Source organism: Vreelandella xerophytica, from assembly GCF_968048975.1.
This window is the reverse complement of record NZ_OZ309106.1, coordinates 1,451,159-1,472,869: the sequence shown is the minus strand read 5'-3', so window position 1 is coordinate 1,472,869 and position 21,711 is coordinate 1,451,159. Positions and strand designations below refer to the sequence as shown.

The 21,711-nt window shown below is 55.7% G+C and carries 20 protein-coding genes; 6 read left to right on the top strand and 14 right to left on the bottom strand.

The features are described 5' to 3' along the window. Window positions 1–236 precede the first annotated feature (236 nt). From ACWF8S_RS07005 to ACWF8S_RS06990, 4 genes are all read right to left on the bottom strand, one after another. Window positions 237–1,010 (bottom strand): SDR family oxidoreductase, encoded by a 774-nt coding sequence (locus ACWF8S_RS07005; RefSeq protein WP_447556132.1) that lies wholly within the window; start codon window positions 1,008–1,010, stop codon window positions 237–239. A gap of 22 nt (window positions 1,011–1,032) precedes the next feature. Further along, a complete protein-coding gene (locus ACWF8S_RS07000) occupies window positions 1,033–2,301 on the bottom strand; it encodes a TRAP transporter large permease (protein WP_447556131.1) in 1,269 nt (422 codons plus the stop codon). A gap of 2 nt (window positions 2,302–2,303) precedes the next feature. Further along, entirely contained in the window at window positions 2,304–2,831 is a 528-nt protein-coding gene (locus ACWF8S_RS06995; protein ID WP_447556130.1) for a TRAP transporter small permease, read from the bottom strand. A 62-nt stretch (window positions 2,832–2,893) separates the two neighbouring features. Next, on the bottom strand, window positions 2,894–3,892 hold the full coding sequence (locus ACWF8S_RS06990; RefSeq protein WP_447556129.1) for a DctP family TRAP transporter solute-binding subunit: 999 nt from the start codon (window positions 3,890–3,892) through the stop codon (window positions 2,894–2,896). A 333-nt stretch (window positions 3,893–4,225) separates the two neighbouring features. Here ACWF8S_RS06990 and ACWF8S_RS06985 point away from each other — a divergent pair, with 333 nt between their 5' ends. Beyond that, entirely contained in the window at window positions 4,226–5,539 is a 1,314-nt protein-coding gene (locus ACWF8S_RS06985) for a hypothetical protein (RefSeq protein ID WP_447556128.1), read from the top strand. On the opposite strand, the gene ACWF8S_RS06980 is transcribed toward ACWF8S_RS06985, so the two are convergent. After that, window positions 5,536–6,054, bottom strand: coding sequence for a zinc ribbon-containing protein (locus ACWF8S_RS06980; protein WP_447556127.1), 519 nt, complete (start codon window positions 6,052–6,054; stop codon window positions 5,536–5,538). The genes ACWF8S_RS06985 and ACWF8S_RS06980 overlap by 4 nt on opposite strands. Window positions 6,055–6,214: 160 nt before the next feature. Between ACWF8S_RS06980 and leuS the strand changes: the two genes are divergently transcribed. The 5 genes from leuS to ACWF8S_RS06955 all read left to right on the top strand — a co-directional run bounded on the left by leuS (window position 6,215) and on the right by ACWF8S_RS06955 (window position 11,801). Next, window positions 6,215–8,800, top strand: coding sequence for a leucine--tRNA ligase (gene leuS / locus ACWF8S_RS06975; protein ID WP_447556126.1), 2,586 nt, complete (start codon window positions 6,215–6,217; stop codon window positions 8,798–8,800). After that, a complete protein-coding gene (locus ACWF8S_RS06970; RefSeq protein ID WP_447556125.1) occupies window positions 8,797–9,309 on the top strand; it encodes an LPS-assembly lipoprotein LptE in 513 nt (170 codons plus the stop codon). Before leuS ends, ACWF8S_RS06970 begins: the two co-directional genes overlap by 4 nt. Continuing rightward, window positions 9,306–10,367 carry a DNA polymerase III subunit delta gene (gene holA, locus ACWF8S_RS06965; RefSeq protein ID WP_447556124.1) on the top strand — a complete coding sequence of 354 codons (1,062 nt, stop codon included), beginning with the start codon at window positions 9,306–9,308 and terminating at the stop codon, window positions 10,365–10,367. The genes ACWF8S_RS06970 and holA overlap by 4 nt, the downstream gene beginning before the upstream one ends. A 99-nt stretch (window positions 10,368–10,466) precedes the next feature. Continuing rightward, on the top strand, window positions 10,467–10,865 hold the full coding sequence (locus ACWF8S_RS06960; RefSeq protein ID WP_447556123.1) for a PA2779 family protein: 399 nt from the start codon (window positions 10,467–10,469) through the stop codon (window positions 10,863–10,865). A gap of 51 nt (window positions 10,866–10,916) precedes the next feature. Beyond that, complete coding sequence (locus ACWF8S_RS06955) at window positions 10,917–11,801, top strand: PA2778 family cysteine peptidase (RefSeq protein WP_447556122.1); 885 nt, start codon at window positions 10,917–10,919, stop codon at window positions 11,799–11,801. Between the two features lie 69 nt (window positions 11,802–11,870). Here ACWF8S_RS06955 and sthA read toward each other — a convergent pair whose 3' ends face one another. From sthA to ACWF8S_RS06910, 9 genes are all read right to left on the bottom strand, one after another. After that, the gene (sthA, locus tag ACWF8S_RS06950) at window positions 11,871–13,262 is read right to left on the bottom strand and encodes a Si-specific NAD(P)(+) transhydrogenase (RefSeq protein WP_447556121.1); all 1,392 of its coding nucleotides are present in this window, start codon (window positions 13,260–13,262) and stop codon (window positions 11,871–11,873) included. A gap of 163 nt (window positions 13,263–13,425) precedes the next feature. After that, on the bottom strand, window positions 13,426–13,680 hold the full coding sequence (nqrM, locus tag ACWF8S_RS06945) for a (Na+)-NQR maturation NqrM (RefSeq protein WP_447556120.1): 255 nt from the start codon (window positions 13,678–13,680) through the stop codon (window positions 13,426–13,428). 202 nt (window positions 13,681–13,882) lie between these two features. After that, the gene (nqrF, locus tag ACWF8S_RS06940) at window positions 13,883–15,115 is read right to left on the bottom strand and encodes an NADH:ubiquinone reductase (Na(+)-transporting) subunit F (RefSeq protein ID WP_447556119.1); all 1,233 of its coding nucleotides are present in this window, start codon (window positions 15,113–15,115) and stop codon (window positions 13,883–13,885) included. Window positions 15,116–15,180: 65 nt separating this feature from the next. Further along, on the bottom strand, window positions 15,181–15,798 hold the full coding sequence (nqrE, locus tag ACWF8S_RS06935) for an NADH:ubiquinone reductase (Na(+)-transporting) subunit E (protein WP_447556118.1): 618 nt from the start codon (window positions 15,796–15,798) through the stop codon (window positions 15,181–15,183). Window position 15,799: 1 nt separating this feature from the next. Then, window positions 15,800–16,468 carry an NADH:ubiquinone reductase (Na(+)-transporting) subunit D gene (locus tag ACWF8S_RS06930; RefSeq protein ID WP_447556117.1) on the bottom strand — a complete coding sequence of 223 codons (669 nt, stop codon included), beginning with the start codon at window positions 16,466–16,468 and terminating at the stop codon, window positions 15,800–15,802. Between the two features lie 2 nt (window positions 16,469–16,470). Next, entirely contained in the window at window positions 16,471–17,292 is an 822-nt protein-coding gene (locus ACWF8S_RS06925) for a Na(+)-translocating NADH-quinone reductase subunit C (RefSeq protein WP_447556561.1), read from the bottom strand. A gap of 26 nt (window positions 17,293–17,318) precedes the next feature. Next, a complete protein-coding gene (locus ACWF8S_RS06920) occupies window positions 17,319–18,545 on the bottom strand; it encodes an NADH:ubiquinone reductase (Na(+)-transporting) subunit B (protein ID WP_447556116.1) in 1,227 nt (408 codons plus the stop codon). Then, entirely contained in the window at window positions 18,545–19,894 is a 1,350-nt protein-coding gene (locus ACWF8S_RS06915) for a Na(+)-translocating NADH-quinone reductase subunit A (RefSeq protein ID WP_447556115.1), read from the bottom strand. Before ACWF8S_RS06915 ends, ACWF8S_RS06920 begins: the two co-directional genes overlap by 1 nt. Window positions 19,895–20,199: 305 nt before the next feature. Further along, on the bottom strand, window positions 20,200–21,657 hold the full coding sequence (locus ACWF8S_RS06910) for a glyceraldehyde-3-phosphate dehydrogenase (RefSeq protein WP_447556114.1): 1,458 nt from the start codon (window positions 21,655–21,657) through the stop codon (window positions 20,200–20,202). Window positions 21,658–21,711: the final 54 nt, after the last annotated feature.

The following is a 21,711-nucleotide window of genomic DNA, read 5'->3' as shown; positions in this document are numbered from 1 at the left end:
TTAATTTTTCAGAACGTATATTCGAAACAACGGAATGCTAACTTTTAATGTGTCACGTTATTCGATTTTGTTACGGGCAAATAACTGGCATCGCTTTACAGTAAGTCTATACAAAATTTACAAACCTGAATAATATCATCAAAATACTATACAGCTATACTACTCATGATGGGGCATAAGAAGTCGTTACGTACTAAACCCCGGTTAATACTTTGCCATCACTTCAGACATGCGATTTATAATGTCTCGACGTTTGCGCAAACACTTAAAGCTTGTCCAGAAATATTACTTCCTCCTGGTGCAGACAAGAATAGTGCCATGGCGGCAATATCCTTTGGCTCGACCATTTTACGCATGGATATCTTGGAGAGGTTTTCCTGCTCCATCGCTTCGTAACTGATTCCACGCTTAGCCGCTCGATGCTCGATCACTTTTTCGATTCGGGGCCCACGCACGATGCCAGGAAGAATAGCATTTACACGAACACCGTTTGGCCCCAGCTCACAAGCCAAACTTTTTGTAAGTCCCACTACTCCCCATTTGCTTGCCGCATAAGGAGTACGGTAAGCAAACCCCAGGCGTCCAGCCACTGAAGCAAGATTGATCATTAACCCTTGGCTTTCGCGTAATAGTGCAGCTGCATGGTAAGCAACTCGGTACTGGCCGTTTAAATTAATATCAATGGTTTTGACCCATTCATCCTCACTAATTTCTTCAACTGAAGAAGTAGGCCCTGCAATCCCTGCATTATTGACGACAACATCTAATCCACCCAGCCGCTTTACTTGCTCAAAGAGATGAGCAACTTCGTCGGCCTGACTGACGTCAGCCAAAGTATGAGTGATACTCGATGGAAGTCTGGCTAATGCGGCTTCATCAACATCGCACACGTGTACCTGGGCACCCGCTTCGAGGAATGCTGTGGCAATTTCCAATCCGATGCCATTAGCACCGGCGGTGACAAGCACCCTCAAGCCTGCCTTGGGTATAAGGCTATCGATAACAGACATTTAAATTTCCTTTTTTCAGGTATTAAAGTGAAGGAAGCCATGTGGAAAGTGCAGGGATAACACTAATGATAAGAACATTGACCAACACGATGGCAACAAAGGGAAGAATAGACCAGGTCAGTTTGGCAACACTGATTTTCGAAATTTGCGAAGCAACAAATAAATTGAGTCCAACGGGCGGCGTGAACATCCCCATCGCTAAATTGACAACCATAATGATGCCAAAATGGACGGGGTCGAAGCCAAAGCTAATTGCTATAGGCAATAAAATTGGCACGAATATTAGAATAGCCGCAGCCGCTTCGATAAACATACCTACGAACAGCAGTAGTATGTTTGCCATAATGATAAACGTTATAGGGCTACTGATAGTTGAAAGTACGAAATCGGACACCATTGAAGGCACACGAAGGCTTTGCAAGATTCGACCATAGAGCCCTGCTGCTGCAATAATGCTGAGGACGATCGCGCTCGTAACTGCAGAATCTTGAAAGATGCGCATTAAATCTTTTATCTTTATTTCTCTGTAAACGATTACACCGACGATAAAGGAATAAGCGACCGCGATGACAGCTGCCTCGGTAGGAGTAGTAATCCCACCATATATTCCTCCTAAAATAATGACTGGCATTAAAATAGCTAACAGTGCTTTTCGCCCAGCTTGCAGAACTTCTTTAAGAGTGCTTTTTTGATTTCCACCAATCCCATTTCTTCTAGCAAATATATATGCAAATAAAAGCAATGAGGTTGTTACTAGAACACCGGGGAATATACCCGCTACAAACATATCTCCTACTGAAACATTTGCTGCAATAGCATAAAGTATCAATGGAATACTCGGCGGAATAATAACTCCTAGAGCACCCGAGGCAGCCTGATTAGAGGCAGCATAAGCACCGGGATAGCCTCTGGATATCATGGCCGGTATTAAAATTGACCCTATAGCGGCGGTCGTAGCGGCTCCCGAGCCCGAGATGGCGGCAAAAAACAAGGATGTAACGATTGCCACCATCGCAAGACCCCCCGTCATTCCTCCTACTAGCGTATTAGAGAAGTTAACTAACCGTTCAGAGATTCCGCCATGCTGCATTAAAAAACCCGCCAGGATAAAAAACGGAATAGCAAGCAATGGGAAAGAGTTTACCGAACCAATCAACTGCTGCGTCACTATGAGCATTGGCATCATTTCGCCATACCAAACGGTCACTGCTGATGCCAACCCCAGAGAGAAAGCGATTGGAACGCCTATAAAGAAAAAACCCAGAAGTAATAAAAACAGCGTAAGGGCCATATTTATGTAACCTCCGGTGGTTGAACGTCAGGTTGATCCGGCGCCCATTGACCGAGAGCCTCATCGATTAAAAGTGCTATGCTATTTATCAATATAACCACGCCACCGAGCGGTACGGCCATGTAAGGCCACATCATCGATACCCTTGTACTGGGTGCTGTTTGGTTGGCTACTCGACCGACTAAATCAAAGCCATATTTGATAATAATAATTGCGAAAATAGCAGAACAAAGCACTACTATTACTCTCAAAATACATCCCAGACGATGTCCAGCGTATTCTAACAGTAGGTCAACAGATATTAGCGTCCCCTTTCGATATGCATAGCCTGCCCCGATAAACGTTAGCCAGATCATCGCAAAGCGCGCTATCTCATCCGAAAAATAGAGAGGTTTACCCACTACGAAGCGAGCAAAGACCTGCCAAAAAATCAGTATCGTCATCGTGATTAAAAGGAGAGCTAATACCCAGCCAACGACCCGATTGAAATGGTCAATTACTTTATTAATCAATATTAGAGAAGGCTTCATGATTGCCCCATGTATAACTTAAGCTGCGGAAGTAATAATTACTTCCGCATGCCATGGTGTGATCAATAATCGAAATTGATAGCGGCGTCTACCAGGTCTTCACCTACGACAGAAGACCACTGTTCAAGAACAGGGCGAACTGCTTCACGAAATGGGCCCAGCTCAGGTTCTGTTACAGTCATACCAAGCTCACCCAACTGCAACTGATAGCGTTTTTCCAACTCTTGACTTGTTTCTCGTTGTACAGGAAGCGCAGTTTGTGCTGCCTCAAGAATGATAGATTGGTCCTCTTCACTAAAAGAGTTGAATAGATCCAGTCCCATCATCAAAGGGGCAGGTGAATATACGTGCTGAGTTAAATTAAGATAGTCCTGAACTTCGTAAAAATTAACGTCGTATATAGTGGCCAGAGGATTTTCCTGACTATGCATAACGTTTTGCTGTAAGGCGGTATACACCTCAGTCCATGCCATGGGTGTGGCGTTGGCACCCAGGGCTTCCCACGTGTCTACTTGTACGCGACTTTCCTGGGTGCGGTGATTTATCCCTTGAAGATCGTCAGGATGGTTAATTTCACGGACTGAATTGGTATTATGACGAAAACCATTTTCCATCCATGCCAAAAATTTCACGTTCATCTGGTCTTCTGCAACTTGAGCAAGCTCCTCACCGTACTCGCTATCAAGAAACGCATAGGCATGTTCATGATTTTCAAAAATATAGGGCAGATCGAAGAGCATGAAAGGATCTGCGAACCCGCCCATAGGGCCCGTAGAAGTAATACCTGCATCGATAATTCCAAACCCCATTCCCTCTACAACCTCTCGTTCCGCGCCTAGAGCGTTATTGTAGTGAGGCTCAATCGTCAGGCGCCCTTGCGAAAGTCTTTCAAGCTCTTCACCGAATTTTAATACACCAATTCCCTGTTGTGATTCAGGGCCCAAGGGAAGGCTTACATCGATTACGCGTTCGGTTTGAGCGTTGACACTCATCGATGCGCTCAACACGATAGAACCCGCTAACGTGGCAGTACGGAACGAAACAGTTTTATAACGATTCATGAGTACTCCTGGCTGTAATTATTTTTGCTGCTAGTTAACTCAGGTACGCCTCGAGGCTTTGCCTGATCAAGTCACCCTGACAGTTTTAATTCACTATGCATACGTATTCAACATTAGCTTTTTAATGAACGCTTCATCCTCGTATAAGATTATGATTTTATGATAAATATACATTAGTCTAAGAGTAACATACGTATTCACTTTGAAGTGACATCGAGGTTTAAGTTCCTTGTTAGACAGGGGCGACCACAGTACCGCGCAGTTACCCGCGAGATCACTAGCCTTCTCTCATCAACCCTATTAGCCTGCTAATCCATGACAAAAGGATTGCGTATGGATCGGACCTCTTCTCGACGGCGCTTGGCAGGGGCGCTCGCGCTTCTGGGGCTCATCGCTCAAATGGCAGGGTTTACTGGCTGGTTTGAAACCACTCAGACCGTGAGCTATTTGCTGTGGGTGGCCGTGCTTCTGCTCTGGAAAGACATCCCCAAGCGTTCTCGCGCACAGGCCGGGGTATTGATTGGCATCGGTGCACTGATGCTACTGGCGGCGCGGTTCATCTATGGCGCAGCCGTCGAATGGACGCGGATACTGGAAGGCAACGTGTTTGTCGTGGCCATGCTGATCGGGGTGAGCTTTATCTCGCTGGTGGGCCGCCAAGGCAACAAGCCTGCCTCAGGTAAACGGCTGACCGGCAGCGGTGGCATCCTGCGTACCTGGCTGGGCGTTCATTTCCTGGGCACGATTCTGAACCTTTCCACCATTTTCATGGTGGGCGATCGAATCGCGCGTCGTGCGCCGCTGACTACCCCCCAGTACCTGGCGCTCAACCGCGGGCTCTCCAGCGCCGCCTTGTGGTCGCCATTTTTCGCCTCCATGGGGGTGGTGATTGCCCTCGCACCCGAGGTCCAGTACGCCCAGATCGCCCTGGTAGGATTTCCCATTGCCATGCTCTCGGGGCTGATCACCACGCTGGAGCTTCGTCGGCGGTTCGACTTGAGCGACACCGATGGTTTTTCGCTCTCCCCTCGCAGTCTCTTCATGCCATTGGGCATGGCGGCCGGAGTCATGCTCTTTCATTTCTGGCTCACCCCGGCGCTGACGATCGTCAGTATCATCACCTTCTTGATTCCCGGTGTGGCGGTTGCCGCCAACCTACGCGCCGGGCCGGTGTTTACCCTGAAGCGGATTCGTCAGCACACCTTTGACCGTCTGCCTGCCATGCGCGGGGAAATCTCGCTTTTTCTGGCCGCGGGGCTCTTGACCATCGGACTTTCGGCCCTGGTCAACGCCGCAGCCGGCGAGGAGTGGACGCTTTTCGAGCGCTTCGCCACCGGCCAGGCCATGGCAAGTTTTGCCGCCATTCTGCTTAGCGCACTGGCGGGGCTTCATCCGATTATCGGGGTGTCAGTGCTCGCGTCCGTGCTCAATCTCGCCCCCAACGAACAGACACTGTTTGCCTTTGTCGCGCTCAGTGGATGGGCGGTAGGTACCAGCGTCGGGCCGCTCTCGGGAATCAATCTTTCACTGCAGGGACGCTACGGGGTGAACGGTTATCAGATGATGCGCGACAACCTGATGTACGCGGGTATCATGAGCCTGCTTTCACTGGGCGCGATCGCAGGCATCGGGCATGTGAGCGCCTAGGTTTCGATGATCTTGCTGGGAAACCGGTAGAAGTAGCGGTGACCGCAATCGTGGCAGGGTTCCAGGCGCGCCACGCGCTCGAGCATCACCTGGGCGTCGCAATGCACGCAGGCCATGAGGCCAGGGGCTGCCATTTCGCCTTCGCAGTAATCCGCCCGCGCCGCTTCCAGATCATCTTCGAAGCGCTCGCGCTCGACCACGCTGCGATCGGCAATCGATAGAAGCGACTCGACCACACGCCGGGACAGCCCATCAACATCGATGCCCAGCCACTGGGCGACCTGCTTGCCGGTATCGGCCATGTAATAGCGCATGTCCTTGAGATCGCGTTCGACCCAGGCACGCAACAGCGCCAGCTCATCCTTGGTGTACTCTTCGAATTCGGACTCGAAGGCAACGGCGTCATCCAGGTCCTTTTGCAGGTTATCCCAGGTGAGTTCGTTGGCGCCCCCCTTCATGCGCTCAAGCAGGCGTTCGTAGCCTTCGCGTAAACGGTGGTCGTCTTGTTGTTCCATGGTTGCACTCCTTTTTCAAAACCACGCTTTGCTATCAGCGGCTAACCGTTCAAGGTTACATCAGCATAGGATACAATCGACTCTACTTATCTGACAGCTGTCATTATCATTCATACTGCGCCCGCTTCGGGCGAATTACGCCAAGGCATTGATAAAACCGATGGATGCACACTATAGCCCTCGTGAGATTGAACGTGACGCCCAGCAGTACTGGGACAAGAACCAGTGCTTTAAAGCGATAGAGGACGCCAACCGCGAAAAGTTCTACTGCCTCTCCATGTTCCCCTACCCCAGCGGTAAGCTCCACATGGGCCACGTGCGCAACTACACCATTGGTGATGTGGTCTCGCGCTTTCATCGAATGCAGGGCAAGAATGTCATGCAGCCCATGGGCTGGGACGCCTTCGGCATGCCGGCGGAAAACGCCGCCATTCAGAACCAGGTGCCGCCTGCCGAATGGACCTACCAGAACATCGACTACATGCGCAATCAGCTCAAGGCGCTGGGGTTTGCCTACGACTGGAGTCGCGAATTCGCCACGTGTGATTCGAGCTACTACCGCTGGGAGCAGTGGTTCTTCACCAAGCTCGTCGATAAAGGCCTGGTCTACAAGAAGATGTCCACGGTCAACTGGGACCCGGTGGATCAGACCGTGCTTGCCAACGAGCAGGTCATCGACGGTCGCGGCTGGCGCTCCGGGGCACTTGTCGAGCGCAAGGAGATTCCGCTGTGGTTCTTGAAGATTACCGACTACGCCGATGAGCTCTTGCATGATCTGGACAAGGTCGAATGGCCTGAACAGGTCAAGACCATGCAGCGTAACTGGATCGGCAAATCCAGGGGCGTGGAGCTGAGCTTTGATATCGAAGCGGCGGATGGCAGCAAGGCCGAGCCGCTGGCGGTCTACACCACCCGCCCGGATACACTGATGGGCGTGACCTACGTGGCCGTGGCCGCCGGCCATCCGTTGGCCAAAGAGGCCGCAAAGCAGAACAGCGACCTGGCGGCATTTTGTGAGGAGTGCGCCAAGGGCGGCACGTCGGAAGCGGAAATGGCCACCAGGGAAAAGCTGGGCATGGCCACCGGACACATGGCGGTTCACCCGCTGACCGGCGACAGAGTGCCGGTTTTCGTGGCCAACTTCGTACTCATGGAATTCGGCACCGGCGCGGTGATGGCCGTGCCGGCCCACGACCAGCGCGACTGGGAGTTTGCCACCAAGTACGGCGTAGACATCAAGCCCGTGGTTGCCGATGCAAACGGCCAGACGCCGGATCTCAGCCAGGCGGCCTTTGTCGAGCACGGCAAGCTCATCAACTCCGGCGAGTTCGACGGCCTTGAGTTCGAGGCGGCCTTCGACGCCATTGCGGCAAGGCTTACCGAACTTGGCCGGGGCGAGACCAAGACCAACTTCCGTCTGCGCGATTGGGGCGTGGCCCGTCAGCGCTACTGGGGCGCGCCGATTCCGGTCAAATACGGCCCCGAAGGCCAGACCGTGCCGCTCACCGATGATGAGCTGCCGGTGGCGTTGCCCATGGAAGTCACCGTGGACGCCTCGGGTTCGCCGCTCAAGAAAATGCCGGCATTTTCCGATCTGGGCGACGGCTGGACCCGCGAAACAGACACCTTCGATACCTTCATGGAGTCCTCCTGGTACTTCGCGCGCTTTTGCTGTGCGGACAACCACGACGCCATGCTCGACGAGCGGGCCAACTACTGGTTGCCGGTGGATCTCTACATCGGCGGGATCGAGCACGCGATCTTGCACCTGCTCTACGCCCGCTTCTTCCACAAGCTGATGCGCGATTTCGGCCTGGTAGAAAGTGACGAGCCATTCCAGCAGCTTCTGACCCAGGGCATGGTGATTGCGGAAACCTTTTATCGGCCCATGGATAACGGCGGCAAGCAGTGGTTCAACCCGGCGGATGTGGAAGTGACCCGGGATGAAAAAGGCCGCCCGGTGAGTGCCCTACTGCTGAGCGATGGACAGCCGGTCGAGATGGGCGGCATCGAGAAGATGTCCAAGTCGAAAAACAACGGCGTCGACCCGCAATCAATGATCGATAAATTCGGCGCCGATACAGTACGCCTGTTCATGATGTTCGCCGCCCCGCCGGAGCAGTCCCTAGAGTGGTCAGATTCCGGAGTGGAAGGTGCTCATCGCTTCTTGAAGCGGATCTGGCGACAGGTCAGCGATCATCTCGACAGTGGCGAGCCGGCGAGCCTTGACCTTGAAGCACTCAACGACAGCCAAAAGGCACTTCGCCGCAAGACCCACGAGACCATCAAGAAAGCCAGTGACGACATTGGTCGTCGCACTACCTTCAATACGGCCATCGCGGCAGTGATGGAACTCTCCAACGCCGTTGCCAAGTTCGACGATGACTCGGCCCAGAGCGGAGCGGTCGTGCGCGAAGCGCTTGAAGCCTGCGTGCTGGTGCTGGCACCCATCACGCCCCATGTCTGCCATCAATTGTGGCAGGAGCTGGGCCATCAGGAACCGGCGATCGACGCAAGCTGGCCGGGGGTTGATGAGTCGGCGCTGACCCGCGATAGCCTGGAGCTGGTGGTGCAGGTCAACGGCAAGCTGCGCGCGCGCATCGAGGTACCGGCCAATGCGGACAAGGCCTCTGTCGAGCAACTGGCGATGGAGAACGACAACGTGCAGCGCCACCTGGAGGGCAAGACGGTGCGTAAGGTCATCGTTGTCCCGGGTAAGCTGGTCAATATCGTGGTGGGCGGATGAATACCCCTTACCGGTTAACACGGCGGCATTTACTAAAACTGGGTAGCGTCGCCGCGTCGGCGGCGCTGTTGAGCGGATGCGGCTTTCGGCTGCGCCGGGCGGATTCAATCCCGACGCTGCCCCCGCTGTCGATCGAGGGGGCCACGGCCACGCCGCTGGCCCAGGAACTTGAAAACCGCCTGTCCCGGCAAGGCACCGTGGTGGCCCCCGGCGCGCCCTGGCAGGTAACGCTGGGTACGCCCGCGGTGGACAATCGTCCGCTGGGCAGCGATGGTCGCGCCAGTCGTGAGCATGAGCTGACCATGAGTGTCTCGGTATCGGTACAGCAGCGCGAGACCGGCGCCTATGCTCTCAATAACGCGGTCATTACCACCAGCACGCGCATACGCGTCAATGACGATGACCTCTTGAACCGCGAGACGCTCTTTGAAGAGGCGAACCAGACACTGACGCACCAGCTCGTCCGACGCATCATCGAGCGCCTGGGCACCCTCGAGGCGCCGCCTTGAAGGTCTTCGCCGACCAGCTTCCCGCCCAGCTTGCCAAGAAGCTGCCCAAGGTCGTGATCGTTGCCGGCGAAGAGCCGCTGCAGCATCGCGATGCCTGCGATGCCGTGCGGCAGGCCGCGCGGCAGGCCGGCATCGAGGAGCGTGAAGTGCTCGACGTCGAGCCCAACTTCGCCTGGGGCCGGCTTCTGGAGACCGCAAGCAATCTGTCACTGTTCGCCACGAACAAGCTGCTGGAGCTTCGCCTGGGTACTCAAAAACTGGGCCAGGAAGGCAGCAAGGCACTGGCCCAGTACGCCGAGCTGATGGATGACAGCGACGATGTGCTTCTGATCAGCATGGGCAAGCTCGATGCCAAGCAGCAGAAAAGCGCCTGGTTCAAGGCCCTGGACAAGCAGGGGCTTTTTGTTCCGGTATGGCCGGTGGACGTTTCACGGCTGGGTTACTGGCTTCGCGACCGTGCCGCGCTACACGGTGTGCAGATCGACCTGGATGCCGCTCGCCTGCTGGGCGAGCGCACCGAGGGCAATCTTCTCGCCGCCGACCAGGAACTCCAGAAGCTTGCGCTGATACACCCTCAAGGTACCCGCCTCAACGTGGACAGCATCGCCGCCGGCGTGGAGGAAAGCTCGCGTTTCGACGTCTTCAACCTGGCGGATGCCTGCCTGAAAGGCGAGCCCCAGCGGGTTTCCAGGATCGTTACCGGGCTCAGGAGCGAAGGCGTGGAGGCGCCCATCGTGCTTTGGGCACTCACCCGCGAACTGCGTACGCTCTTGTCGCTTCACCAGCATCTCGATCAGGGTCAAAGCTTCGAGCATGCCTGCAAGACGCAAAAGCCCATGATCTTCGACAAGCGCCGGCCGGCATATCAAAAGGCGATCAGCCGTCTGCCCATGAAGCGCCTGCACAAGTTGCTCTTGATGTCCCAACGCCTCGATTTGGCGGTGAAAGGCGCCTCGAGTGTGCCGCTTTGGCCGGGGCTGCACGATTTGGCGATGACGATGTCCGGCGCGAAAGGTATACTCGCCGAAACCCCGTGGACCTATCGTATCGGTATCTAACCGGTCGGCGGCAAGTCCTTTCTGCCGCCACTGAACAGGACTCGAGGTTTGTTTCGAATTAAAAAAGCGCTTTGCGCAACTGTCCAAGGATTGAAGACGATGAAAAACCTGCGTGCCTCTATTTCTGCTCTGTTGATAATGGCGCTTGTCGTCACCAGCCTGCCAGCCATGGCCTCCGTCGACGCCTCATCCAATGCCCTGATTTCGACCCAGTCGGTTCTTGCCAGCGACCAGGCAGGCGCCGAGCGCCAGCGTATCAACGATGTTCTTGCCCGCGGGGATGTACAGCAGGCGCTCTTGAATCAGGGCGTCGACCCGGTCGACGTTCAGGCGCGTGTCGCAGCGTTGAGCGACACCGAAGCCCAGCAGATGGCCGAGCGTCTTGACGAGCTGCCCGCCGGTGCCAGCGGCGTGGTCGGTGCGCTGTTTGCGGTGTTCATCATCTTGTTGATTACCGACATTCTCGGTTTGACCGATGTCTACCCGTTCACCCGCTAGGCGCAGCCGATGAGCCGCTTTTTAGACGACGCCCGCTTAGCGGGCGTTTTCATGCTGGCCTTATGGCTTACCGGCTGCGCGCGTAGTCCGGTTCTGCTCGAAAGCACCTACCAGAGCATCACTCCCGAGGTAGAGCTTACTGACGTGCCCTTCTTTGCGCAAACCGAGTATCAGTGCGGCCCGGCAAGTCTTGCCATGGTGCTCAGCTATCAAGGCCAGGACACCACTCTCGACGAGCTGATCAGCCAGGTATATTTGCCCGGGCGCGAGGGCAGCCTGCAACCGGAAATGTTGGCAACCGCTCGCCGCCACGACCTGATCGCCTACCCCATACGCCCGACCATGGATACGCTGCTTGCACACTTGGATGCAGGGGAGCCGGTAGTGGTGATGCAGAATCTATCGCTTCCCATCTACCCGCTATGGCACTACGCGGTGGCGATCGGCTATGACCTGCCCGGTGAGCAACTGGTGCTGCGAAGCGGCGAAATCGAGCGGCACACGGTGTCGTTTAGCCGCTTCGACGCAACCTGGGCGCGCAGCGATCGTTGGGGATTTGTAGTCAAGGCGCCGGGGGAGCTTGCCGCCAACGTGTCGGCACGCAGCGCGGTGGAGGCCATCAGCGCCTATGAGACGCTGCACGGCCCGGTCGCTGCCCTGAGGAGCTGGCAAGCGCTGGTCGAGCGTCATCCTGGCAATGCGCTGGCCCAGTTCGCCCTGGGCAATGCCCTTTATGCCGATAACCAGCCCAGCGCTGCCCAGCGCGCCTTTGAGGCCGCCACACAGAGTGATCCAGACCTGGGCGCGGCCTGGCTCAACCTGGGCCTGCTGCTTGCTCAGAATGGCGAAACCGAAGCGTCCCGGAATGCGCTGGCCCAGGCCGCCGCCCGCGAAGGCCCCTGGCAGGACCGGGCGCTTGAGCTTCTAGGGGATTAAGACATGTCAAAAAGGGCCCCTCTGGGCCCTTTTTGATTTTTCCTGAAGGCTTGAAACCATGCTTTTACCTCAGAAAACGCGGTTCAAACCATTTTGCGCCGCCACTCGGTAGGCTTCAGCCATGGTGGGATAGTTGAAGGTCGTATTCACGAAATAGCGAAGCGTGTTGGCCTCCCCTTCCTGTTGCATGATCGCTTGTCCGATATGCAGAATTTCGGAGGCCTGGTCGCCAAAGCAGTGAATGCCGAGAATTTCCAGCGTGTCCTGATGGAACAGGATCTTCAGCATGCCCACGGTATCGCCCGTGATCTGCGCTCTGGCGGTATCCTTGAAAAACGCCTTGCCGACTTCGTAAGGAACCTTCGCCTCGGTCAGCTCACGCTCGTTACGTCCGAATGAGCTGATTTCCGGAATCGAGTAAATCCCCGTGGGGATATCGGTCACGAAGCGATATTCTTTATCGAGCAGCTCGTTACAGGAGTTCAACCCTTGATCATAAGCCGCGCTGGCAAGGCTGGGCCAACCGATCACATCGCCTGCCGCGTAGATGTGCGGGATTTCGGTGCGGTAGTGATCATCCACGCTCAATTGACCACGGCCGTTGGCTTTCAGGCCGATGTTTTCAAGCCCCAGGCTATCGGTATTACCGGTTCGACCATTCGCCCATAAAAAGGCGTCCGCGCGAATCTTCTTGCCGGATTTCAGATAGACGATGACGCCGGATTCATCACCCTCGACGCGGTCATACTCTTCGTTATGACGCACCAGCACGCCGTGCTTGCGTAGATGATAGGAGAGCGCATCGCTGATCTCGTCATCCAGAAACGACAGCAGGCTATCGCGGCTGTTGATCAGGTCTACCTTGATGCCCAGACCCGAGAAGATCGATGCATACTCGCAGCCGATGACACCGGCACCGAAAATGACCAGAGTGCGCGGCGTATGGGAAAGGCTCAGGATAGTATCCGAGCAGTAGATGCGCGGGTGTCGAAAGTTGATATCGGCAGGACGGTAAGGGCGCGAACCGGTGGCGATCACTATGCGCTTGGCGACCAGCTCTTCGGTGCCTTCGTGACGATCACGTACCAGTAAAGTGTGTTCGTCCTTGAAACGCGCGGTACCGTGAAAGAGATCGATTCGGTTACGCGCATAGAACGTGGTGCGCATCTCGACCTGTCGGTCGATGGTATCCCGGGAGCGCTCCATCACTCTAGGGAAGGAGAACATGCGAGGCTCGCCGATATCGCGGAACATGCGGTTGGTATTGAACGCCATGATCTGCTTGACCTGATGGCGTAGCGCCTTGGAAGGAATCGTGCCCCAGTGGGTACAGTTGCCCCCTACCTGAGGCTGCTTCTCGATGATCGCTACCCGCTGGCCGTTCTTGGCCGCGTTGATCGCCGCGCTTTCACCGGCAGGGCCTGTGCCAATCACTACCACATCATAATTATGAACCGCCATACTGCTGCGTCTCCTCGTCCCCGTTGTCGCGAGCGCCTCTTGAGCACTCGCGCTTACCCTGTCACGTCACGTGCGCCGCCTTTTGCTGCTCATGAAGACTTCTCAGATGACGGCCCAGTATGTAAAGAAAGCGCATGCAAGACATCGCATGTAAAAGCGATGGTTAGCGACGTACGGCGTTATAGCCCAGGTCCGCACCACGGCTTTCATCGCTTGCCCGGCGCAAAGTGCCCTGCTTGCGATTCTCTTCTTCGCATACCTTGTCCTTGCCGCCACAGATATCGCAGCCATCTTTCATGCCAATCTGATTGAGTCCGCCGCAGGAACCGGCGATCGGTTTACGTCCGACCAGAACGCCAACCGCCATGGCCGTCATGATGAATGCCATGAAACCAAATACCAGTAGCCAAATAGCCATTCGTGCCTCCTATGACGTTATCGTCTTGCCTCAGGACAGCAGCGCGTCCTGAAAGTGCCCCTATCGGATTAAAATCAAATTCAAACAAAGGGTGTACGGCGTCATTATACCCGAGAGTGCTCGATATAATCAGGCAGTACGGCCTGCGCTTAAATGAACGGGGCTAGCACCATGCTAGCCCCGTTGAGCGAGGGTTTACCTCTTAACCACCAAAATCATCCAGCATGATGTTTTCAGGCTCGACACCCATATCCAGCAGGAGCTTGATCACGGAGGCGTTCATCATGGGCGGCCCGCACATGTAATACTCGCAGTCTTCAGGCGCCGGATGGTCCTTTAGATAGTTTTCATACAGCACGTTGTGGATGAATCCGGTCGGGCCTTCCCAGTTGTCTTCCGGCTGCGGGTCGGAAAGCGCCAGATGCCATTCGAAGTTGGGAAATTCCTCGGCTAGTTGGTCGTACTCTTCGTTGTAGAAGGTCTCGCGCCAGGAGCGCGCACCGTACCAGAACGAGATCTTGCGATCGGTCTTCAAACGCTTGAGCTGATCGAAGATATGGCTACGCATGGGCGCCATGCCGGCACCACCGCCGACGAAGATCATCTCGGCGTCGGTATCCTTGGCAAAGAACTCACCAAAGGGGCCCATCACTTCGACCTTGTCGCCTTTTTTCAGGCTGAAGACGTAGGTCGACATCAACCCGGGCGGGTGATCCGACTTGGGCGGTGGCGTGGCGATACGAATGTTGAACTTGAGAAGCCCCTTCTCTTCCGGGTAGTTCGCCATGGAATAGGCGCGAATCACTTCTTCGTTGTTCTTGTGGGAAACATCGAACAGGTTGAATGTTTCCCAATCGCCGCGGTACTCCTCCTCGATTTCAAAATCCGAGAACTTGATATCGTAAGGCGGTGCAACCAGCTGCACATAGCCGCCGGCACGGAAGGCCACTTCTTCGCCTTCGGGGAGCTTTAGGTTCAGCTCCTTGATGAAGGTAGCGACGTTCGGGTTGGCGGTAACCTCACACTCCCATTTCTTGACGCCGAATACCTCTTCAGGCACTTCGATCTTCATGTCCTGCTTGACGGGTACCTGACAGGAAAGGCGCCAGCCTTCCTTTTTCTCGCGCATGGTGAAGTGCGACTCTTCAGTGGGCAGGATCGAACCACCGCCCTCTTCGACACGACACTTGCACTGAGCGCAGGAACCGCCGCCACCGCAGGCGGACGAGAGGAAAATACCGTTGGCCGCCAACGTGTTCAGAAGCTTACCGCCGGCCTGAGTCTTCAGAGTATTCTCGGGGTCGTGATTGACCTCGATGGTCACGTCCCCGCTACTCACGAGCTTGCTGCGCGCTGCCAGAATGATCACCGTCAAGCTGATGACGATGATCGTGAACATGACAACACCGAGCAAGATGATAGTTGTATCAACCATATCGGTTTCCTATTGCTGAAGGTTTCTCTATCCCGGCAGCCCGAGCTGCCGAGAAAACCGGCCGATTAAAGCTGAATGCCAGAAAAGGACATAAAGCCCAGAGACATCAAGCCAACGGTGATGAACGTGATGCCGAGCCCTTGCAGGCCACCCGGTACATCGCTGTACTTTAGCTTCTCGCGGATACCTGCCAGGGCTGCAATCGCCAGCGCCCAGCCTGTACCGGCACCGAAACCGTACACTACGGATTCACCGAAGGTGTAGCTACGCTCCACCATGAACAGCACGCCACCGAGGATTGCGCAGTTGACGGTAATCAAGGGCAGGAAAACACCCAGCGCGTTGTAAAGCGACGGGACGTACTTATCAAGGAACATTTCCATGATCTGTACCAGCGCCGCGATGACACCGATATAGGAAAGCAGGCCCAGAAACGACAGATCGATGTTCTCGGCACCTTCGATCCCTGTCCAGGTCAGCGCGCCTTCCTGCAGCAGGTAGGTGAACACCAGGTTGTTCACCGGCACGGTGACCGTCAGCACGACGATAACCGCAATACCCAGACCGATGGCGGAAGACACCTTCTTGGATACCGCCAGGAACGTACACATGCCCAGGAAGAAGGCAAGTGCCATGTTCTCGACGAAGACCGCAGCCACGAAAAGGCTTATATAGTGTTCCATGTTAAACGGCCTCCTTCGGCTTGGTGTTTTCCTTCATCTTGAACTCGTTCGCTTCCACCTGCTCGGGATTGATCGAGCGAAGCACCCAGATCAACAGACCAATGATAAAGAAGGCGGAAGGCGGCAGCAGCAGCAGCCCGTTGGAGATGTACCAGCCACCATCCTGAACGGTGGGCAGTATGGTGAAACCAAACACGCTGCCCGCACCGAGAAGTTCGCGGAAGAAACCAACCACAATCAGTACAAAGCCGTAGCCCAGACCATTGCCGATACCATCCAGAAACGACATGCCCGGGGTGTTGGACATGGCAAAGCCTTCAGCGCGACCCATCACGATGCAGTTGGTAATGATCAGGCCCACGAAGACCGACAGCTGCTTGGACATCTCGTAAGCGTAGGCCTTGAGGATCTGATCCACCACGATGACCAGCGACGCGATGATGGTCATCTGCACGATGATACGAATTGCGGAAGGAATATGGTTACGTATCAAGGATACGAACAGATTCGAAAAAGAGGTTACAAAAATAACCGCCAGCGCCATGACCAGCGATACGCTCATGCTGGTGGTGACCGCCAGCGCCGAACAGATCCCCAGGATCTGCAGCGCAATGGGGTTATTCTGGAATATTGGCGCGACCAGCACGCCTTTTGCATTTAAATCCGCCATGATCAAGCCCCCTCAACGTCGTTGAAGTCGGTGTCGGTATCTTCGGCGTCTTCCGGTTCGGTATCGCCGCGGAACGTGGCCAGATAAGGGCCAAACCCTTCTTCGCTGAGCCAGAACTGCAGCATGTTGGTCACGCCGTTACTGGTCAGCGTGGCACCGGAAAGCGAATCCACCTCGTGCTCGTTGCTGGCGCCCCCCTTGGTCAGGTGGATCGCCGGTGAGAGGTCACCCTCTTCATCGTAGATCTCTTTACCTTCCCACTGAGCCTGCCAGCGCGGGTTGTTTACTTCAGCGCCGAGTCCGGGCGTTTCGCTGTGCTCGAAGTAGGTGATACTCACGATGGTATTGCCATCACCTTCCACTGACAGAAAGCCTCGCATACGGCCCCAAAGGCCCTGGCCACGAATCGGTAGAACGATCTGCTCCGGGTCATCGGGATCGCCGACCAGATAGACGGTGGCGTAGTTTTCCACCCGCGAAAGGCCCGCGATATCGCGATCGCCCGAGAGCGTACGACCGGTAGCCGGATCGCGCGCCGCTTCGAAACCGTCGTACTCGTCGGCATCGAACTCGTCGGTGTATTCGCCGGTTTCAAGCTCGACCACGCGCCCGGTGATCTGCTCGCTGAAAGCCTGCTCGACATCCATGCCCGGCTCATAAAGCCTGGCCACGTTCAAGATGTTGGTTTTACGATCCAGCTCCTGGTTGAGCTGCTGTGTAGGACGCAGGGCCACGGCCGCGGTAGAGACAATCACCGAACAAACGATACATAGCGAAAACGCCACGATCAGAATCTTCTTAATGGAGTTGTTACTCTTTGCCATGATGACGGTGTTGTTACTTTCAGCCATTAGGCGGTCTCCTCAGCCGGTACGCTTGTACGCTTGACGCGGCGTTTGATGTTGGCCTGGACGAAGAAGTAGTCAATCAACGGTGCAAACAGGTTGGCGAACAGAATGGCCAGCATGATGCCTTCCGGGAAGGCCGGGTTGACCACACGGATCAGCACCGTCAGCACACCGATCAACGCACCGAAAATCAGACGACCCTGGTTGGTCATCGAAGCAGAGACCGGATCGGTCGCCATGAACACCATACCAAACGCAAACCCGCCGATCACGAAGTGCCAGTACCACGGCATGTCGAACATGGGATTGGTGTCCGAGCCAATCAGGTTGAACACCGTACTGGCGGCCACCATACCCAGAAACACGCCCAGCATGATTCGAAACGAGGCAATCCGTGTATAGAGCAGTACCAGCGCACCGATCAGTATGGCAAGCGTCGACACCTCACCTACCGACCCGGGTACATAACCCAGGAAGGCGTCCCACCAGCTGAAGGTGCTGGTAAGTGTGCCCATGCCATCCTGGAAGGCCACGGAGAGCGCGGTCGCACCGGTATAACCATCAGCCGCCACCCAGACGGCATCGCCGGAGATCTGCGCCGGATAGGCAAAGTAGAGAAAGGCACGGCCGGTCAGCGCGGGGTTCAAGAAGTTCTTGCCGGTACCGCCAAAAATTTCCTTGCCGATCACGACGCCAAAGGTGATACCCAAGGCCACCTGCCAAAGCGGGATGGTCGCGGGCAGGATCAACGCGTAGAGCACCGAGGTCACGAAGAAGCCTTCGTTGACTTCGTGGCCACGCTTGACGGCAAACAGCACTTCCCAGAAACCACCGACCACGAAGGTGACCAGGTAAATAGGCAGGAAGTACGTGGCCCCCAGCAGGAAGTTGGACCAGAGGCTGGATGAGTCATGCCCACCGGCAAGCGTTGCCAGAATGGCTTCGCGCCAGCCTCCCATGGAGGCATAACCTGCATCGATCGCCACGTTTGCCTGCCAGCCGGCATTCCACATGCCGAAGAACATGGCTGGATAAGTGCAGAGCCAGACGGTGATCATGATGCGCTTGAGGTCGATACCATCACGCACGTGAGCAGTTGTCTTGGCCACACTGGGCGGCGAGTAGAAAATCGTGTCTACCGCTTCGTAAAGCGGGTAGAACTTTGCGTACTTGCCATCTTTGACGAAATGCGGCTCGAGGTTATCGAGTGTTTGTCGAATACCCATCATCAGGCCTCTTTCTCGATCATGGTGAGATTGTCACGCAGGATAGGTCCGTACTCGTATTTACCCGGGCAAACGTAAGTACATAGCGCCAGATCCTCTTCGTCCAGCTCGAGACACCCAAGTTGCATGGCAGCCTCGATGTCGCCCACGATCAACGAACGCAGCAGCTGCGTCGGCAGGATATCCAGGGGCATGACCGTCTCGTAGGACCCTACCGGCACCATGGCACGTTCAGAGCCATTGGTCGAGGTAGTGGGTGCGTAATTGCGCAGCCCCTTGATACGGGAAAGATAGATCCCCAGCACCGAGTGGCGATCCGCCCCCAGCGACAGCCAGCCCAGCAGCGCTCGCTTGTTGCCCTCTTCAAGCAAGCTGATCTGATTGCTGAAGCGGCCCAGATAAGCCAGCTTACCTGTTGCCGTGGTGCCCGCGAATACCGAGCCTGAAATCACACGCGTATCTTCAGGTTTCACGACTTCGTTGACCATGAACTCCCCGATGCAGGCACCCAGGCGGGTACGTACAAGCCGGGGATTCTCGGCGCGCGGGCCGCCGATCGCCACGATACGCTGGGTACTCAGCCTGCCTTCGGTGAAGAGCTTGCCAAATGCCATGACGTCCTGATAACCGATATGCCAGACTTTCTTGTGCAAGGCCACGGGCGAAAGGTAGTGAATATGCGTGCCTACCAGACCGGAAGGATGCGGGCCGGCGAAGCTTTCGGCCTTGACACCGTCGATGTCCCCACCGGGAATGCTGGCATCAGCCCCCGTGCACAGGAAGACGTTGCCCTCGGTCAGGCGTGTTAGCACCTTGAGGCCATCTTCAAACGCTTGGGCATCTTCATTGATGATGACAGCCGGATCGGCACTCAGCGGATGAGTATCCACAGCCGTCACGAAAATATCGGCAGGCTTGCTGTCTATCATTGGCGTACGCGAGAAAGGACGTGTACGCAGTGCCGTCCAGAGCCCGGATTCGACCAGTTGGTCGACAACCAGCTGTCGCTCGAGTTGAGCTAAAGAAGAACGATCGTGAGAGGCGAATGTCACCGCTTCTTCATCTTCGTCGACTTTAATGACCACCGAGAGCAGGCGTCGTTTTTCGCCACGGTTGATAGCCACTACTTCACCGCCGGCGGGCGCTGTAAAACGCACGCCTTCAATCTTCTTGTCGGTGAAAAGCAGCTGGCCCAGTTTGACCTTGTCCCCTTCCTGAACTTCCATGGTTGGCTTCATGCCAACGTAGTCGGTACCCAGGATTGCCACATGGCGCACAGGCCGCGCATCGTCAATACGCTGCTCAGGCGCTCCCGTGATGGGGAGATCCAGGCCTTTTTTGACTTCGATCATAGTCTCGCCCAGTTGATGGATCGGATATACGAAGGTAAGGGGTTCGAATGCTTATTTTCTGCCCAGTGAATTATTGTTTTCTGTCAGATCGTTACCAGTCAGGCCCAAGCAAGCTTGAACCACCCCGAAAAATCTACCGCATTATAAAGATAAGCGCGGCCAATGACCACATCCCCGACGGACTCGTAAAGTGATATATCCACTTACATTGGCTTACCTGTTCCATGAAAAAACGCCACCTCCCGGTGGCGTCATTCATGGATATGCGACATGGCGCGTTGCACGCGGCGGCTCTGAATCAGCCTTCATGAACGGGGCAGTTTCAAAAACTCGACGTTGGACATGTGCTGAAGAATGCGAATGACCTGGCAGCTATAGCCGAATTCGTTGTCGTACCACATGTACACCACGGCGTGATTGCCGTTGGCGATCGTTGCCTTGGCATCCACGATGCCGGCGTGGCGGTTGCCCACGAAATCCGAGGACACCACCTCGGGCGAGTCGACGAAATCGATCTGCTTTTGGTAGGCGGAGTCGATTGACATACGACGCAGATAGTCGTTCAGCGCAGCGCGATCGGTCTCTTTTTCAAGAGTCAGGTTCAAAATCGCCATGGAGACATTGGGCGTGGGTACGCGAATGGCGTTGCCGGTGAGCTTGCCCTCAAGCTCCGGCAGTGCCTTGGCTACCGCCTTTGCCGCACCGGTTTCGGTCAGCACCATGTTGAGCGCTGCACTGCGACCGCGACGATCCCCCTTGTGGTAATTGTCGATCAGGTTCTGGTCATTGGTATAGGCGTGAACGGTTTCGACGTGGCCGGTCTTGACCCCGTATTCGTCGTTGAGCACCTTGAGCACCGGCACGATGGCGTTGGTAGTGCACGAGGCCGCCGAGACGATGCGATCCTCCTTGCCGATCGAGGTATGATTGATGCCAAACACGATGTTCTTGATATCGCCCTTGCCCGGCGCCGTCAAAAGCGCCTTGGCCGCGCCCTTGCACTCCAGATGCTGGCCAAGGCCGGCTTCATCACGCCAGATACCCGTGTTATCCACCACCACGGCGTTATCGATACCATAGGCGGTGTAGTCGACTTCGCTCGGTGAATCGGCGTAGATGACCTGAACCACGTTACCGTTCACCGTCAAGGTCCGCGCCTCGGCATCAACGGAGATGCTGCCATCGAAGGGGCCGTGAACCGAATCGCGACGCAGAAGACTTGCACGTTTTTCCAGGTCCTTGGCGATATCACCGCGGCCGCGCACCACGATGGCCCGAAGGCGCAAGAGATTGCCGCCGCCGGCTTTTTCCACCAGCACCCGTGCAAGCAGCCGGCCGATACGGCCAAAGCCGTAAAGCACCACGTCCTGGGGCTCGCCGGTACTCGCGCCGTGCTGGTAGCCATCGATGATGTCACTCAGCTCGCGCGCTAGAAACGCGTCGAGGTCCCCACCGCCCTGACGCTTGAAATTGACCGCCAGCTTACCGATATCCACATGCGCCGGAGCCAGGTTCAGCTCGCACATCGCCTTGACGATCGGGTAGGTGTCTTCAACCGAAAGCTCGGTGCCTTCGATCTTGCGCACGAAGCGGTGGTCCTTGAGGATCCGGATCACCGAGCGCTTGATCAGCGAACGTCCGAACATCGTCGCGACGACATTGTTCTGACGGTAAAGCTGGCCGACCAGCGGAATCATCTGCTCGGCAAGCGCTTCGTCGCTTTGCCACTGTTGAAAAACGTTCTCGAGCGTTGGCTGACTCACGTGCGGCCCCTTTGCATGGTTTGGCGTGATGGATGATTGACCTGATGGACAGTA